The 14,967-nt window shown below is 68.7% G+C and carries 16 protein-coding genes; 10 read left to right on the top strand and 6 right to left on the bottom strand.

What is annotated here, in order from left to right; all coding sequences use genetic code 11:
• A partial coding sequence (locus tag PMI14_RS03320) for a lysoplasmalogenase family protein (RefSeq protein ID WP_007849552.1) occupies positions 1 to 1,376 on the top strand: 1,376 nt, incomplete at its 5' end.
• Here the strand turns inward: PMI14_RS03320 and PMI14_RS03315 are convergent.
• Both PMI14_RS03315 and ruvB read right to left on the bottom strand, forming a co-directional pair.
• Positions 1,309 to 2,217: a hypothetical protein gene (locus PMI14_RS03315; protein ID WP_007849551.1), complete on the bottom strand. Its 909-nt coding sequence runs from the start codon at positions 2,215 to 2,217 to the stop codon at positions 1,309 to 1,311. The genes PMI14_RS03320 and PMI14_RS03315 overlap by 68 nt on opposite strands.
• Before the next feature lie 23 nt (positions 2,218 to 2,240).
• Positions 2,241 to 3,305, bottom strand: a complete 1,065-nt coding sequence (gene ruvB / locus PMI14_RS03310; protein ID WP_007849548.1) for a Holliday junction branch migration DNA helicase RuvB — start codon at positions 3,303 to 3,305, stop codon at positions 2,241 to 2,243.
• A gap of 115 nt (positions 3,306 to 3,420) precedes the next feature.
• On the opposite strand from ruvB, the gene PMI14_RS03305 reads away from it, so the two are divergent.
• Positions 3,421 to 4,563, top strand: a complete 1,143-nt coding sequence (locus tag PMI14_RS03305) for a carbonic anhydrase family protein (RefSeq protein ID WP_146187879.1) — start codon at positions 3,421 to 3,423, stop codon at positions 4,561 to 4,563.
• Here PMI14_RS03305 and ruvA read toward each other — a convergent pair whose 3' ends face one another.
• Entirely contained in the window at positions 4,564 to 5,139 is a 576-nt protein-coding gene (gene ruvA / locus PMI14_RS03300) for a Holliday junction branch migration protein RuvA (protein WP_007849543.1), read from the bottom strand.
• 82 nt (positions 5,140 to 5,221) lie between these two features.
• Between ruvA and PMI14_RS03295 the strand changes: the two genes are divergently transcribed.
• Entirely contained in the window at positions 5,222 to 6,178 is a 957-nt protein-coding gene (locus tag PMI14_RS03295; protein ID WP_007849540.1) for a PhoH family protein, read from the top strand.
• A gap of 32 nt (positions 6,179 to 6,210) precedes the next feature.
• Entirely contained in the window at positions 6,211 to 6,708 is a 498-nt protein-coding gene (gene ybeY, locus PMI14_RS03290) for an rRNA maturation RNase YbeY (protein ID WP_007849537.1), read from the top strand.
• Here the strand turns inward: ybeY and PMI14_RS03285 are convergent.
• Positions 6,705 to 7,292 (bottom strand): histidine phosphatase family protein, encoded by a 588-nt coding sequence (locus PMI14_RS03285; protein ID WP_007849534.1) that lies wholly within the window; start codon positions 7,290 to 7,292, stop codon positions 6,705 to 6,707. The genes ybeY and PMI14_RS03285 overlap by 4 nt on opposite strands.
• 272 nt (positions 7,293 to 7,564) lie before the next feature.
• Between PMI14_RS03285 and PMI14_RS03280 the strand changes: the two genes are divergently transcribed.
• The 6 genes from PMI14_RS03280 to PMI14_RS03255 all read left to right on the top strand — a co-directional run bounded on the left by PMI14_RS03280 (position 7,565) and on the right by PMI14_RS03255 (position 13,430).
• Complete coding sequence (locus PMI14_RS03280; protein ID WP_007849530.1) at positions 7,565 to 8,305, top strand: sulfite exporter TauE/SafE family protein; 741 nt, start codon at positions 7,565 to 7,567, stop codon at positions 8,303 to 8,305.
• A gap of 59 nt (positions 8,306 to 8,364) precedes the next feature.
• Positions 8,365 to 9,240, top strand: a complete 876-nt coding sequence (locus PMI14_RS03275; protein ID WP_007849528.1) for an AEC family transporter — start codon at positions 8,365 to 8,367, stop codon at positions 9,238 to 9,240.
• 149 nt (positions 9,241 to 9,389) lie between these two features.
• Positions 9,390 to 11,759: an ATP-binding protein gene (locus tag PMI14_RS03270; protein ID WP_007849525.1), complete on the top strand. Its 2,370-nt coding sequence runs from the start codon at positions 9,390 to 9,392 to the stop codon at positions 11,757 to 11,759.
• Positions 11,756 to 12,469, top strand: a complete 714-nt coding sequence (locus PMI14_RS35835; RefSeq protein ID WP_007849522.1) for a methyl-accepting chemotaxis protein — start codon at positions 11,756 to 11,758, stop codon at positions 12,467 to 12,469. The genes PMI14_RS03270 and PMI14_RS35835 overlap by 4 nt, the downstream gene beginning before the upstream one ends.
• Before the next feature lie 10 nt (positions 12,470 to 12,479).
• Positions 12,480 to 13,034 carry a hypothetical protein gene (locus PMI14_RS03260; RefSeq protein WP_007849520.1) on the top strand — a complete coding sequence of 185 codons (555 nt, stop codon included), beginning with the start codon at positions 12,480 to 12,482 and terminating at the stop codon, positions 13,032 to 13,034.
• Between the two features lie 27 nt (positions 13,035 to 13,061).
• Positions 13,062 to 13,430 (top strand): response regulator, encoded by a 369-nt coding sequence (locus tag PMI14_RS03255; RefSeq protein ID WP_007849516.1) that lies wholly within the window; start codon positions 13,062 to 13,064, stop codon positions 13,428 to 13,430.
• A 6-nt stretch (positions 13,431 to 13,436) separates the two neighbouring features.
• Here PMI14_RS03255 and dtd read toward each other — a convergent pair whose 3' ends face one another.
• Together dtd and PMI14_RS03245 are read right to left on the bottom strand one after the other, a co-directional pair.
• On the bottom strand, positions 13,437 to 13,895 hold the full coding sequence (gene dtd / locus PMI14_RS03250; protein ID WP_007849513.1) for a D-aminoacyl-tRNA deacylase: 459 nt from the start codon (positions 13,893 to 13,895) through the stop codon (positions 13,437 to 13,439).
• Positions 13,892 to 14,836: a cation diffusion facilitator family transporter gene (locus tag PMI14_RS03245; protein ID WP_007849511.1), complete on the bottom strand. Its 945-nt coding sequence runs from the start codon at positions 14,834 to 14,836 to the stop codon at positions 13,892 to 13,894. The genes dtd and PMI14_RS03245 overlap by 4 nt, the downstream gene beginning before the upstream one ends.
• Positions 14,837 to 14,967 lie beyond the last annotated feature (131 nt).

Raw genomic sequence — 14,967 nt, 5'->3', positions numbered from 1 at the left:
TGGCGGGCGTGCCGCCGCTGGTGTTTGCCATCGTGGCGCTGGTGGACCTGCTCTACCAGTTCTGGGTGCACACCGAGCAGGTGGGGCGCCTGGGATGGTTCGACCGCTGGTTCTGCAGCCCCAGCAACCACCGCGTGCACCATGCGGTGAACGACGTCTACCTGGACAAGAACTACGGCGGCATCCTGGTCCTGTGGGACCGGATGTTCGGCACCTTCAAGGACGAGGATGACCGGGAGAAGTGCGTCTACGGCACGCGTGGCCTGCTCAACAGCTGGGACCCGCTGTGGGCCAATGCCCAGGTGTACGCGGGCCTGGCGCACGACAGCTGGCATGCACGCAACTGGCTCGACAAGCTCCGGGTCTGGATCAAGCCCCCGGGCTGGCGCCCGGCCGACGTGGCCGAGCGTTTCCCCAAGCCGGCCTTCGACATCGCCCAGGTGCCGCTGTACCACCCGCCCATGTCGCGCGCGCTGCAATGGTTTGCGGGCGTGCAGTTCGCGCTGATGCTGGCAGGCGTGGCCGCCTTTCTGTGGCAGGCCGATACAGCGCCGCTGGTGGACAACGCGGTCTGGTTCACCACGCTGCTGGCCACGCAGTGGGCACTGGGTGCAGCGGTACAGGGGCGCATCGGCATGGGGATGGCGCTCGTGATCGAATCGGCGGCGCTGGCCACGGCCACCAGCGTGCTCGGGCTGCAGGAATGGCACTGGCTCTTCAAGCCGCTGACCATGGTGATCGCCATCGCCGTGGTCGCCGGGCATCTGCGCGCAGCCGCCCCGGGTGGCGGACTCGACCGGGCCGAGGGCCGCTGGCTCATCGCCGCGCTGGCCGGCTCGCTCGCGGGTGATGTGTTCCTGATGTTCGGCGGCTTCTTCATCCCCGGGCTGGTGAGCTTTCTGCTCGCCCACCTGTGCTACATCGTGCTGTTCCGCAAGGGCGTGCCGTGGTTCGCGCGGCGCGGCGCGCTGCTGGCCACGCTGGCCATCGGCGTGGGCATGTATGCCTTCCTGTGGCTCGGTGGCCTGCCGGTGGCCCTGCGCGGGCCCGTGGCGGCTTATGTGCTGGTGATCGCGCTCATGGCCGCCCAGGCCATTGGTCGTGCCTCCGTGCTCGGCGGGCGCGGGGCCTGGCTGGTCGCCATCGGCGCGGGCTTCTTCATGCTCAGCGATGCCACGCTGGCCACCAACCGCTTTGTGCAGCCCCTGCCGCTGGCCCAGCTGTGGGTGCTGGCCACCTACTACATCGCGCAGGTGCTGATCGTGGCTGGCATGCTGGACGGGGCCGGCGGCCCCCGCCGCAACCCGGTCAGCGAGGAAGGTCCTGCTGCGAGCGCTGCAGTGCCGCCGACGGGATATGCGACGCCCAGGCCATGAGCAAGGCCCCCAGGGCCAGCAGGAACCAGGCCATCAGCAACCACAGGAAGGTATCGGCATTGCGCTGGCCCGGGTGGGACTGCAGGTTCAGCGCCGCCACCTCTTCGAGCACCCCGGCGAGCCCCCGGCCCGCCACGTAGTGGTAGACCGCGCCGCCCAGCGCCCACATGCCGACGAACATCAGCGCCAGGCCCATGCAGGCCAGCCCGGCGCGCGGTCGGTGCCCCACAAAGAAGAACCATGCCGACAGACCGCCCACCACCACGGCCGTGCCCGTCCACCAGGGCGGCAGGTCATCGCGCGCCAGAGGCAGCACCCATTCCCATGCCCAGGGCAGCGGGGCCAGCAGCCACTCGGATTGCGGCGCCAACCCGGGCCAGGCCCCCAGGGCGCCCCACATGCCCGGCGCGCTCAGCAGCCACAGCAGCAAGGTGATACCCGCCAGCACGGCCGTGGCCGCGTAGGCCCTTAGCCGCCAGCGTTGGCAACGCTCGGACGCCATGGCGGGCCAGTGGCGCCCCGCCAGGTAGCTGGACCACGCTGCCGCCAGGCACCACGCGCTGGCCGTGCCCCCCACAGCCACCCAGCCGGGCAGGTCCTCGAAGCCCTCGAACATGAACACCGTGAGCTGGCCATAGACCATCCCGCCCAATCCGTAGAGCAGCATGGTGCCCACGACCAGGGCCAGGCCGCCGGAACCCATGTACCTGCGCCCTGGCGCGAGGGCATCCCACAGGGCCCGCAAGGCCGGCGTCCAGGTCATCCCAGGGCTCCGGCGCGCGGGCGCCGCCTTGGTGGCGCTTTCGCGCAGCTGCTTGCGGCGTTTGCTGGAGCGTGCCATGGACGAACAGCCCCCGCCGGCCTTCAGCTTTCGAACAGGTCCTGCCCGCCGGTCTTGGGCGGCGTCACGCCCAGGTGCCGGTAGGCGGCCAGCGTGGCCACGCGGCCGCGCGTGGTGCGCTGCAAGAAGCCCTGCTGGATCAGGTAGGGCTCGATCACGTCCTCGATGGTGCCCGCCTCCTCACCGATGCTGGCGGCAATGTTGTCCAGGCCCACGGGGCCGCCGTCAAAGCGGTGCACCACGGCCTCGAGCAGCTTGCGGTCCATCACGTCAAAGCCCTGCGGGTCCACGTCGAGCATGGCCAGGGCGCGGTTGGCGATATCGAGGGTGATGCGGCCATCGCCCTTGACATCGGCATAGTCGCGCACGCGGCGCAGCAGGCGGTTGGCGATGCGCGGCGTGCCGCGCGAGCGGCGCGCGATCTCGAAGCCGCCGGCCTCGTCCATGGGCGCATTGAGCAGGCCGGCGCTGCGCTGCACGATGCGCGCCAGCTCCTGCGCGGTGTAGAACTCCAGCCGCGCAACGATGCCGAAGCGGTCGCGCAGCGGGTTGGTGAGCATGCCGGCGCGCGTGGTGGCCCCCACCAGGGTGAAGGGCTGCAGGTCGAGCTTGATGCTGCGCGCCGCCGGCCCTTCGCCGATCATGATGTCGATCTGGTAGTCCTCCAGCGCGGGGTAGAGGATTTCCTCGACCACGGGCGACAGGCGGTGGATCTCGTCGATGAAAAGGACGTCGTTCTTTTCCAGGTTGGTCAGCAGCGCGGCCAGGTCCTTGGGCTTTTCGAGCACCGGGCCGCTGGTCTGGCGCAGGTTCACCCCGAGCTCGGCCGCGATGATGTGGCTCAGCGTGGTCTTGCCCAGGCCGGGTGGGCCGAACAGCAGCACGTGGTCCAGCGCCTCCCCGCGCTTGCGCGCCGCGCCGATGAAGATCTCCAGCTGCTCGCGCGCCTTGGCCTGGCCCACGTACTCCTGCAGCAGCTTGGGGCGCAGGGCGCGCTCGATGGCCTCTTCCTGGGGGGAGGCGGGCGCGGCGGACACTACGCGCTTGGGCGGCGGTACGGGGGCAAAGTCGTCGGTCTGGATGGTCACGGTGGTTTTGTCCGGGGTCGAATGCCCGCGCGGGCGGGCCGACAGGAACTATATCGCCCGGGCGACGCCGCAGGGGTAAAGTAAGTGGGTACTGTGCCGATACATGACGCACACCATGAAACAGATGATGCCCGCGCCCACCCGCCTGCCAAGGCCGCTGCCCCTGCTGGCCGCGCTGGCCATCTGCGGCGGCGCCGCCTTTGACGCGACCGCCCAGACCACGCCGCCCCCGCCTTCCCGGGCCGCCAGCGGCACCATCCGCATCGAGAACCCGCAGGACAAGGCCACCCTGGCCACCCGGATCGACGAGGCCATCCAGCGCGCCAAGGCCAGGAATGACGCCCCCGCCACGCCGGGCGCGCGCAGGAAGGCCGAACCCCTGCCCAGCGTGCAAGTGCGCATACCGCCCGAACGCCCGCACAGGCCCGCCAAGGCCGAAGCGGCCCCACCGGCACCGCCCCGGCAGCCTGCCCAAGACCCCGGTGCCAGCCGCCGCTACATCCAGTCGCGGGCGGCCGAACTGGCAGCCGCCGCGCCGCCAGCCCCCGCGCCACCGCCCGCCGACCCGCGCACGGTGCGCTGGGACCATGCCAGCGGCGACAAGGGACCACAGGCCTGGGGCAGCCTGCACCCGGATTTTTCGGCCTGCAGCCAGGGCACGCGGCAATCGCCGATCCACATCACGAACCAGGACGTGGCGCTCGGCCCGGCCGACCCCTTGCCCTTCGGCAACCAGTTCTTCGGCGGCACGGTAGGGGACACCGGGCACGGCCTGGCGCTGGAGGTGGAAGGCGCCAGCATCCTGCCCCTGCGCGGAGCCCCCTGGCGCCTGGTGCGCCTGCAGTTCCGCCACCCGGCGGAGGAGCGTGTGCACCTGCAGAACTACCCCATGGCCACCGAACTGGTATACCAGGGCCCGAGCGGCCAGATGGCCGTGGTGAGCGTGCCCATGCAGTTGGGCAGCCCCAATGCCTTCATCACCCGCATCTGGACGCACATGCCGCTGGATGCCCAGGACCGCGTGCGCCTGCCGCAGCCGGTGCTCTCGGTGGGCGAGCTGCTGCCGCAGGACCGGCGCTACTACCAGTACGCAGGCTCCCTGAGCACCCCACCCTGCACCGAGGGCGTGCTGCGCATCGTGATGAAGACCCCGGTGAGCGTGGGGCTCGAACAGCTGCGCCTGCTGCAGCGCGTGTCGCCCCCGAACGCGCGCCCCGTGCAGGCCACCAACGGCCGCCTGGTGCGCGAAGCCCAGTAACTATTTGGCCAGCGATTTGAGCGCCAGCTTGATGCCGTCGCTCACGCCCACGTCGGCCGGCAGCGCCTTCAATGCAGCGGCCGCTTCCTTGTCGTTGTAACCCAGGGCCAGCAGCGCCTGCAGGATGTCGGCCTGCGCGTCGCTGGTGGCGTGGCTGTGCGCGCCGCCCATGTCGGCACCCAGCTTGCCCTTGAGCTCCAGCAGCAGGCGCTCGGCGGTCTTCTTGCCGATGCCGGGCACCTTGACCAGGCGCCCCGCCTCCTGCAGCGTGATGGCCTGGGCCAGGTCGCCTACGCCCATGCCGCTCAGGATGGACAGCGCCGTGCGCGGGCCCACGCCCGAGATCTTGATCAGCTCGCGAAAGGCCTGGCGCTCCTCGGCCGTGGCAAAGCCGTACAGCAGCTGCGCATCTTCGCGCACGATGAACTGCGTGAGCAGGCTCACGCGCTCTCCCACGGAGGGCAGGTTGTAGAAGGTGCTCATGGGCACATTCACCTCGTAGCCCACCCCGTGGCAGTCCAAAAGCACCTCGGGGGGATTCTTCTCCAGCAGGGTGCCGGTCAATTTGCCTATCATTGATGTCCTTTGCCGTCGCTGGCGTGACAAGCAGCGCCGTCGCTCTTGCGTTCTTTTCCATTGCCTGACGGGAATTATCAGCGTGATCCTGCGCCACACCTTCACTCCCCACAACAACACCCGGCTCACGCACCTGTGCGGCCCGGCCGATGCGCACCTGCGCACCATCGAGGTGGCGCTGCAGGTGAGCATTGCGCACCGGCACGAGCAATTCAAGGTAGATGGCCCCAAGGCCAAGGCCACCCAGGCCATGGAGCTGCTGCAGGCGCTGTACGAGATGGCCGAGCGCCCGATCCCCGAAGACCACATCCAGCTCATGCTGGCGGGTGACAGCGAGCTGCTGGAGGCGCCGGACGACGCCATCGTGCTCAACACGCGCCGCCCCGACCTGCGCGGGCGCACGCCCACGCAGAACCTGTACCTGCAGAACATCGCCACGCACGACATCACCTTCGGCATCGGCCCGGCCGGCACCGGCAAGACCTACCTGGCCGTGGCCTGCGCGGTGGATGCACTGGAGCGCAGCAATGTGCAGCGCATCGTGCTGACCCGCCCGGCGGTGGAAGCCGGCGAGCGCCTGGGCTTTCTGCCCGGCGACCTGGCACAGAAGGTGGACCCCTACCTGCGCCCGCTGTACGACGCGCTCTACGAGCTGATGGGCACCGACAAGGTGCAAAAGGCCTTCGAGCGCAACGCCATCGAGATCGCGCCGCTGGCCTTCATGCGCGGGCGCACGCTGAACAACGCCTTCGTGATCCTGGACGAAGCCCAGAACACCACGCCCGAGCAGATGAAGATGTTCCTCACGCGCATCGGCTTCGGCTCGCGCGCCGTGGTCACCGGCGACGTGAGCCAGATCGACCTGCCCAAGGGCGCGATGAGCGGCCTGGTCGATGCCGAGCGCGTGCTCAAGCGCGTCAAGGGCATCGCCGTCACCCACTTCACCAGCGCCGACGTGGTGCGCCACCCGCTCGTGGCGCGCATCGTGGACGCCTACGACGCGCCCCGCCGCGCTGCGACTGCTCGCAACCGCGCGTGAGCAGCAGGCCCCCCCACAAGACACCCCACCCCATGTCCCTGAACCAACTCTCCCTCTCGCTGCAGTTCGGCCGTTTCGACAGCGCCGCTGCCCACCGCGCCGTGCTGCCGCGCCACAAGGTCACGCGCTGGATACGCCACGCCCTGGCCACCGACGCCGAGATCACCGTGCGCATCGTGGATGCCGAGGAGGGGCGCCAGCTCAACCAGGACTACCGCCACAAGGACTATGCGACCAATGTGCTGACCTTCGACTACACGCAGGAGCCCGTGGTCACAGCCGACCTGGTGCTGTGCGCCCCGGTGATCGAACGCGAGGCGAAAGAGCAGAACAAGAGCCTGGAAGAGCACTACGCCCACATGCTGGTGCACGGCGCGCTGCACGCCCAGGGCTGGGACCACGAGACCAGCGCGGCCGATGCCGACGAGATGGAGGCCTACGAGACGGCCATCCTTCAGGAGCTGGGCTTTGCCGATCCCTACGACGCCAAGCCCGTCGCACCCCATAAGGCGAAGGCGCGCAAGCGCTAGGAAGCTGCGTCCACCGGCTGCCACCACGACAGTGCGCGTGGCTGCGAACCCCACTGGACAGTGAAGTAGTTGCCACCGCCGTTGGCAGGCTGGTCCCAGCGCCGCGAGATGGGATGGCCCGTGAGATGGCAGTACAGCAAGGAGCCGACTGCCCCGTGCGAGACGATGGCAATGTCGCCCGCCGTGGTGTCCCTGGCCGCGATGGTGGCCACGGCCGCAACGATCCGGGCCTGCGCATCGGCGGCCGTTTCCCAACCGCGCACCGATTCGCCCGGCTGCGCAAAGAACACATCGGCCACGGACTCGAATTCCGCCAGGGGCAGGTAGCCGGTGGCGGAGCGGTCGTTCTCGCCCAGTTCGGCCATCGGCGCGAACGCCAGTCCGCAGTGGGCCGCCAGGATGGCCGCGCCATCGATGGCTTTTTGCTCGGTGCTGCAGTACACGGCCGAGACGTCAGGCACCCAGGGCTGCGACAGGGCCGCTGCCATGCGCGCCCGCCCGCGCCCGGACAGGGGCCAGCGCGTGATCGGCATCTGGGGGCTGATCACCACGTCGGGGTGGCTGATGAAATGGATGGTGCGCATGGACTCTTGGCAAAAGGGGGCCGGGTAGCGCCGGCGATGCCCGGCCAGCGCTGTTTTTAACGCAAAACACCTTTTACCCAGTGCAGGCACGGCCATGCGCCATGGCATCGCCATTCCCAGCACTGGCGCGCCCTCCCGGCCTTATTTCCCAGCGGGCACGGCCCAAGCCGGTCCGCATTGGAAGGCACCGTCGCCCCAAAAAGCCTGCCGCCCGCACCTAAGATGCGCGGCGCGCCGGCCCCAGACCGGCTTCTCCACGATGTGAAAGCCCCATGTTCGAAACCGCCCTGCTGCTCACCGCCGCCTTCGTGGCCGGCGCCCTCAACGCCGTTGCCGGGGGCGGCAGCTTCCTGACCCTGCCAGCCCTGGTGTTCACGGGCGTGCCGCCCGTGGTGGCCAATGCCACGGGCACCGTGGCGCTGCTGCCGGGCTACCTGGCCGGGGCCTGGGGATTCCGCGAAGACACGGCCCCGCCGCCGGGCCTGTCGATGCGGCTGCTGGTGGCGCTGTCCCTGGCCGGCGGCGCCGCCGGCGCGGCCCTGCTGCTGGTGACGCCCGAGGCCACCTTCCGCCGCGTGGTGCCCTGGCTGCTGCTGGCCGCCACCGCGCTGTTCGCCTTCGGCCCCTGGCTGCGGCAGCGCCTGGCGGGCGGTGCACCCTCCACCCCCAAGGCCGTCGCGGGCGTGCTGGCCGTGGCGGCTTACGGCGGCTACTTCAACGGCGGCCTGGGTATTCTTCTGCTGGCCTTGTTCGGCCTGCTGGGGCAGACGAGCCTGCATGCCATGAACGGGCTCAAGAACTGGGTCTCGGCGTTGCTCACGGCGATTGCCGTGGCCATCTATGCCGCTGGCGGCATGGTGCTGTGGCCTCAGGCCCTGGTGATGATGCTCGCCGCCACGGCCGGGGGCTATGGCGGGGCGCGCGTGGCACGGCACATTCCCGCACAGTGGCTGCGCGGCGGCATTGTGGCCACAGGGCTGGTGATGGCAGGTGTGTTCTTCTGGCGGCAGTGAACACGGGGCACCGGCAGGGCACAGTGCCTTAAGCTCAAAGGGCTTTTCTCTACGTACCCATGCTGCTGCGCATCCTCTCCATCCTGTTCCCACTGTTCGCCATTGCCACCCTGGGCTATGCCGTCGGGCGGCGCCTGAAGCCCAACCTGAGCACGACCAACGAACTCAACCTGGCGGTGTTCGCGCCAGCCCTGGTGTTCGGGGCCATCGCCAGCAAGGATTTCCGCGCCCAGGACCACCTCTCGCTGCTGGCGGCCACGCTGTTGCTGATGGTGGGCACCGGCGTGGTGGGATGGCTGGTGGCGCGCGCACTGCATTGGGACCCCAAGACGCTGGTGCCGCCGATGATGTTCAACAACTGCGGCAACCTGGGCCTGCCGCTGGCGGTGTTGGCCTTTGGCCAGGACGCGCTGGCCCCGGCGGTGGCGATGTTCATCGTCTCCAACGCGCTGCAGTTCTCTTTCGGCATCTGGCTGTTGGACCACCAGGCACGACTGCGCACGGTGTGGGCATCTCCCCCCAACCTCGCGGCCATCGCGGGGCTGGTGGTGGGCCTGGCGGGTTGGGAGCTGTGGCCCCCTCTGCTCACGGCCATCCGCATGGTAGGCGACATCTCCATCCCGCTGATGCTGTTCGCGTTGGGGGTGCGCATGGCGGACTCGCGCATCCAGTCCATCGGCTTCGGCCTCTTCGGTGCCGTGCTGCGCCCGGTGGCCGGCATGGCGATCGCCTGGGCCGTGGCCTGGGGCATGGGCCTGGCGCCGCGCGAGCAGGGCTTGCTGCTGGTGTTCGGAGCCCTGCCACCTGCAGTGATCAACTTCATCCTCGCCGAGCGATACCGGCAGGAGCCCGACAAGGTGGCCTCGATGGTGCTCATCGGCAATCTGGGCGCCCTGGTGTTCCTTCCCATCGCACTGGCATTCACGCTGCAGTAGCGACCTGGGTTCAGTCACGAAACGCAGGCCTTGCACACGGCGGATGCACCTTGCCCCTCGGCTCCCCGGGGGCACTGTCATGAAGGCGCAACGCGCAGCGCCGACAGTTGAATCAAATTGTTACATTGGTTCAGCAGCCAGTCCCTCCCATGACCGTTCGCCTGCGCATCACCCTGCTCATCGTCCTCACCTTCCTGGCGCTGTGCGCCATCGGTGGCTATGCGCTCTACCAGTCGTCCCGTAGCGCCCAGCAGGTGAAGGCCGTGACCGAAGGGGTCGTGCCCAGCACCATCCAGTCGGTGGAGATGATGGGCCAGCTCAAGGACGTGCACATCGCCACGATGGCCATGGTGTCCGCGCCCGATGAAGAGAGCGCCAAGACCACCTATGAGGCCTTGAGCTCGCGCAAGAGCGAACTCAAGCAAGCCCTGGCTTCGCAGATGCGCCAGGCCGACAGCGATGCCCAGCGCGGCCTGATCAAGGAGGCCGAGATGAGCCTGGAGAACTACTTCCAGGCCATCGACGACACCGCCAAGTTCAAGCTGGCAGGCCAGCAGGAAGCCGCCGAGGCCACCATGGCCGCCACCGTGGACCAGTACCTGCGCGAGCAGGGCCAGATGATCGAGGCCGTGCAGGTGGAAAAGCGCCGCGGCAAGGACCAGGCCATTGCCTCGCTGAACGCCAACCTGACCCAGACCACGACGACGCTGAGCGCCATCACGGTCCTCGCCGTCCTGGCCATGGGCGGCATCGGCCTGCTGCTGTACCGCCAGATCGTGCGCCCCATCGGCGAGATGGAGCGCAAGATGACCGAGATCGCCACCAGCCAGGACTTCTCGCACCGCGTGCCCGTGGCGCGCATGGACGAGATCGGGCGTTCGCTCACGGCCTTCAACCTGATGGTGGAAAAGATCCAGGAAAGCACCGAACTCGTGCGCCGCAAGACGGCCGACATCCAGGTCATGCTGCACACCATCCCGCAGGGCATCCTGACGCTGCAGGCCGGCGGTGTGGTCCACCCCGAGTACTCGGACCACCTGGCCAGCATCGTCGAGACCCGCGAGATTGCCGGGCGCAGCGTGGGCGATGTGCTGCTGAACCACACCGACCTGGGCGCCGATGCGCTGGCGCAGGCCACCACTGCCATCGACGCCTGCATCGGCGAAGACGAAATGAACTTCGAGTTCAATGCCCACCTGCTGCCCGGCGAGGTGAGCGCGAGGTTCGCAGGCGGCGAATCCAAGGTGCTGGACCTCACCTGGTCGCCCATCGCCTCGGCCGACGGCAGCATCGAGCGGCTGATGCTGTGCGTGCGCGACGTGACCGAACTGCGTGAGCTGGCACGCGCTGCCCAGGCACAGAAGCAGGAGCTGGCGATGATCGGCGAGGTCCTCGCCGTTCAGCAGGAGAAGTTCCACGACTTCGTGGACAGCTCGGCCTCCTTCGTGCTGCACAACCAGCGCCTGCTGGACGACGCGACCGCCGATGCAACGGCCCGAGCAGGTGCCGTGGCAGAGCTGTTTCGCAACATGCACACCATCAAGGGCAATGCCCGGACCTACGGCCTGCTGCAGCTGGCCGACGTGGCACACGCGGCCGAGCAGCGCTACGACGCACTGCGACAGGAGTTGTCGGGCTGGGACGGCGCAGCGCTGGGTGCCGAGCTGCAGGCGGTGCGTGCATCGCTGGAGACCTACGCGCACATCAACGACACCAAACTGGGCCGCAAGGGCCCGGGGCGCCGCGGCAGCGTGGAGAAGTACCTGATGGTGCCGCGCGAGCGCATCGACGAACTGCTGCACGCGGCGGGCAGTGCCCTGCACGACAGCAGCGACCTGCATGCCACGCGCGCCCTGCTGGAACAGGTGCAGCATGCCCTGCAACTGCTGGGCACCCACACACTGCACGACGTGCTGGAGACGGTGGTGGCCTCGCTGCCCGACCTGGCGCAGGAGCTGGGCAAGGAAGCGCCCAGGGTCGTCATCACCGATGGCGGCGTCGCGCTGCGCGCCCAGGTGACCGACGTGCTGCGCAACACCTTCATGCACCTGCTGCGCAATGCGCTCGACCATGGCATCGAAGCCGCTCAGGAACGCGCCGCGCACGGAAAGCCGTCCCAGGGCAGGATCGAGATCGCACTGCGCCAGGCGGCTGGCCAGATCACGCTGCGGCTGTCCGATGACGGACGGGGCCTGAACCTGGACCGCATCCGCGCCAAGGCCATCGCATCGGGCCTGGTGCCGGAAGACTGCGCCCTGGCGCCAGCCGAGACGGCGCAGCTGATCTTTGCGCCCGGCTTCTCCACGGCCAGCGAGGTGACTGCCATCTCGGGACGCGGCGTGGGCATGGACGCAGTGAAGGCCTTCATCGAATCCGTGGGCGGCAGCATCGGGCTGGAACTCCTGCCGGGCGGGGCCTCTGCGGGCCACGCACCCTTCCAGACCGTGATCCACCTGCCCGCCCAGTACGGCGTGGCACGCCGCGCCCCGGCCGAGCGCGCCGAGAAGGAAGCGCAATGATGGAGGCACTGATTCTTCTGTGCGGCTGCGCCCTGGGCGCCGTGGCCGGCTGGTGGCTGTGTGGCCGCACGCTGCGCAAGGCAGCCTTGCAGACCGAGGACGTCGGCAGGGATGCGCAATGGGAGGTGGAGAGCGAGAACGCCCGCCTCCAGTCCCAGGTCGATCTGCTGCACGACGCGCTGCAGCAGGCCCAGGCCCAGATGCAGGAAGCCACCGGGCAGTGGGCGCAGGAGCAGCGCCTGATCGAGCACAGTGCCGGCCAGCAGGCGCAGGCCGTGGTGCAAGGTGCCATGGGCCACAGCCAGACCCTGGCCAAGGCCCTGGCCGAGTTGCAGGGCATCAGCAAGACCTTCGAGCGCTGGCATGCCGACATGAGCAAGCTGGTGGCCCACAACAAGGACATGCACGAGAAGAACGACGAGTTCGCACGCATCGTGCGCCAGATGGTGATCGTGGCGCTCAACGCCTCGATCGAGGCGGCGCGCGCAGGCGCCGCAGGGCGTGGATTCGCCGTGGTGGCCAATGAAATGCGCGCCCTGTCGGTCAACGCCGAGGCCTTGGCCAAGCACTACCGGGACAACCTCTACAAGAACGACCTGATCGCCACCACCACCTTCCAGGACATGCAAGCGGGCGGCAAGATGATCATCAATGCGTCCATGGGCCTGGAGCTGACCAACCGCAAGATCCAGGCCGCCCTGTGCGCCTGATGCCGATCCCATGACCGTGAGCCAACGCGCCAGGGACAGCCTGGACCGGATGATGATCGAGGGCCTGCGCCAGAGCATGGCGCAGCAGCAGCCGCAAGCGCAGATCCGCACCGTGCCGGAGGTGGCGCAGGGGTCGCTCACGCACATGGCAGTGCTGTCGATCGCCTCCTACTCGTTTCGCATCATCGCGGCGCTGCACTTCGTTCACGATGCGCGCACGCGCGAATGGATTGCAGGAGTGACCGGACAGGACGAGGGTGAACTGGGTCCGCAGCAGTTCATCGACGCCATCTGCGAGATCGGCAACATGTGCTGCGGCGCGATGAACCGCGAGCTGGGCGCCTTCCACGACTGCCTGGGCCTGTCGACCCCGCAGATCCTGGACATCCGCAGCCTGCCGCACATGGCGCAGATCGGCACCGACCACCTGCAGCATTTCGAGATCGACATGCTCCCCGGCCTGCCGCTGTACGCCACGATGTGCGCCCGGGCCTACACCCCCCTGGACTTCCACTGGCGGGCGCCCGAGGTGCAAGAGATCGCGGGCGAGCTGGAATTCTTCTGACTTCTTTCTCTTCTCAAGGACACCACCATGGCCAACATCCTCGTCGTCGACGACTCCAGCACCGTGCGCAACGAAGTCGGCGGCTTCCTGGGCAAGAACGGCTTCGACATCGCCTTCGCGGTGGACGGCCGCGACGGCCTGACCAAGCTGCAACAGGATTCACGCATCAAGCTCGTGGTCTGCGACGTGAACATGCCCCACATGGACGGCCTGACCATGGCCGAGAAGGTGCGCAGCGAGCTCAAGAACACCGGCGTCAACATTGTGATGCTGACCACCGAGAATTCGCCCGCCATGAAGGAGCGCGGCAAGGCCGCCGGCATCCGTGGCTGGATCGTCAAGCCCTTCAACGGCCCGGCCGTTCTCGGCTCGTTCCAGAAACTGGTAGGCGCCTGACCCAGCCTACGCGGCGGGCGCTGCTGGCGCGATGCGCAGCGGTATGGTGATTGGCCCGTCGTTGACGAGGTGCACCTGCATCTCGGTCGCGAAGCGGCCGGTGGCCACCTCCGGGTGCAGGGCACGCGCCTGCTGCACCACATAGTCGAACAGGCGGCGGCCTTCGTCGGGCGCGGCGGCCTGGGTGAAGCTCGGGCGGTTGCCACCCGTGGTGTCGGCGGCCAATGTGAACTGGCTCACCAGCAGCAGGCCGCCCGCCACATCCTGAACGCTGCGGTTCATCTTGCCGGCATCGTCGCCGAAGATGCGCAGCTTGAGCAGCTTGGCCAGCAATTTGTCGGCCTCGGCTTCGGTATCGCCGCGCTCGGCACACACCAGCACCAGCAGGCCGTGGCCGATGGCGCCCACGGTCTGGCCCTCCACGTCCACGCGCGCCTCGCGCACACGCTGAATCACACTGATCACGTCGTCACTTCCTTGGGTTCGGGTTCATGGAAAAGGGCTTCCACGTCGGTGGGCAGCAACTCGATGGTGGCACGCAGGCCGGGCACGGCAGACACCAGTGCCTGTTCCACCTGGCCGCGCAGCTGGGCCGCCTGGCCCAGCGTCCAGCTGCCGGGCACATGCAGGTGCAGGCCGACGAACTGGCGCTGGCCCGCGCGCCGCGTGGAGACATGATCGAAGCGCAGGGCACCAGGCGCCTGGGCCACCACGAATTGCCGCAGCGTGGCCTCGATGGTGGCCTGGACCTCGGGCTCCACGGCTTCGTCCATCAGGCCCTGCGAGGACCGCCAGACCAGCGACACCCCCTCGCGCAGGATATTGAGCGCCACCGCGATGGCGGCCAGGGCATCGAGCCAGAGCCATCCCGTGATCGCCGCGCCCGCGATGCCCACGAGCACGCCGGCCGAGGTCCAGACGTCGGTGAAGAGGTGCCGCGCATCGGCCTCCAGCGCGATCGACTGGTGCACGCGCGATGAGCGCAGCATGAGCCAGGCCAGCACGCCGTTGAGGACCGAACTCGCCACCGAGAGCGCCAGGCCCCAGCCTACCTGCTCGATGGGCTGCGGCGCGAACAAGCGGTGCCCGGCGGCCCAGAGGATGCCCAGCGACACGCCGACGATGAGGATGCCCTCGAAGCCCGAGGAGAAGTACTCGGCCTTGTGGTGGCCGTAGGGGTGGTTCTCGTCCGCCGGCAGCTGGGCAATGGTGACCATGGCCAGCGCGAAGACCGCGCTGGCCAGGTTGACGAAGGACTCCATGGCATCCGACAGCAGGCCGACCGAGCCGGTCACGTACCAGGCGGCCGTCTTGAGCGCGATGGTGACCAGCGCCACGCCCACCGACGCCCAGAGCAGGTTGCGTGGCGTGAACCAGGGATGGAGAGAGGGAGCGGCAGCAGGCATGGCGGGTGGGGCGGTGCCCGATTACACCAGACCCCACACGTGCCAGAATCCGCCCCATGACCAAGGCATGGCATCACCGCTTCGCAGGATTGCTGTTGTGGGCCCTTGTGGCCGCCGCCGGTGCCGGCTGG

Source organism: Acidovorax sp. CF316, assembly GCF_000276605.1.
Lineage (GTDB): Bacteria > Pseudomonadota > Gammaproteobacteria > Burkholderiales > Burkholderiaceae_C > Acidovorax.
This window is presented reverse-complemented; position numbering and strand designations above follow the sequence as displayed.

Coding starts and splice junctions, on each gene's coding strand:
- PMI14_RS03315 (WP_007849551.1), bottom strand. CDS start 2,217: ATGGCACGCTCCAGCAAACGCCGCAAGCAGCTGCGCGAAAGCGCCACC.
- PMI14_RS03305 (WP_146187879.1), top strand. CDS start 3,421: ATGAAACAGATGATGCCCGCGCCCACCCGCCTGCCAAGGCCGCTGCCC.
- ruvA (WP_007849543.1), bottom strand. CDS start 5,139: ATGATAGGCAAATTGACCGGCACCCTGCTGGAGAAGAATCCCCCCGAG.
- ybeY (WP_007849537.1), top strand. CDS start 6,211: ATGTCCCTGAACCAACTCTCCCTCTCGCTGCAGTTCGGCCGTTTCGAC.
- PMI14_RS03285 (WP_007849534.1), bottom strand. CDS start 7,292: ATGCGCACCATCCATTTCATCAGCCACCCCGACGTGGTGATCAGCCCC.
- PMI14_RS03280 (WP_007849530.1), top strand. CDS start 7,565: ATGTTCGAAACCGCCCTGCTGCTCACCGCCGCCTTCGTGGCCGGCGCC.
- PMI14_RS03275 (WP_007849528.1), top strand. CDS start 8,365: ATGCTGCTGCGCATCCTCTCCATCCTGTTCCCACTGTTCGCCATTGCC.
- PMI14_RS03270 (WP_007849525.1), top strand. CDS start 9,390: ATGACCGTTCGCCTGCGCATCACCCTGCTCATCGTCCTCACCTTCCTG.
- PMI14_RS35835 (WP_007849522.1), top strand. CDS start 11,756: ATGATGGAGGCACTGATTCTTCTGTGCGGCTGCGCCCTGGGCGCCGTG.
- PMI14_RS03260 (WP_007849520.1), top strand. CDS start 12,480: ATGACCGTGAGCCAACGCGCCAGGGACAGCCTGGACCGGATGATGATC.
- PMI14_RS03255 (WP_007849516.1), top strand. CDS start 13,062: ATGGCCAACATCCTCGTCGTCGACGACTCCAGCACCGTGCGCAACGAA.
- PMI14_RS03245 (WP_007849511.1), bottom strand. CDS start 14,836: ATGCCTGCTGCCGCTCCCTCTCTCCATCCCTGGTTCACGCCACGCAAC.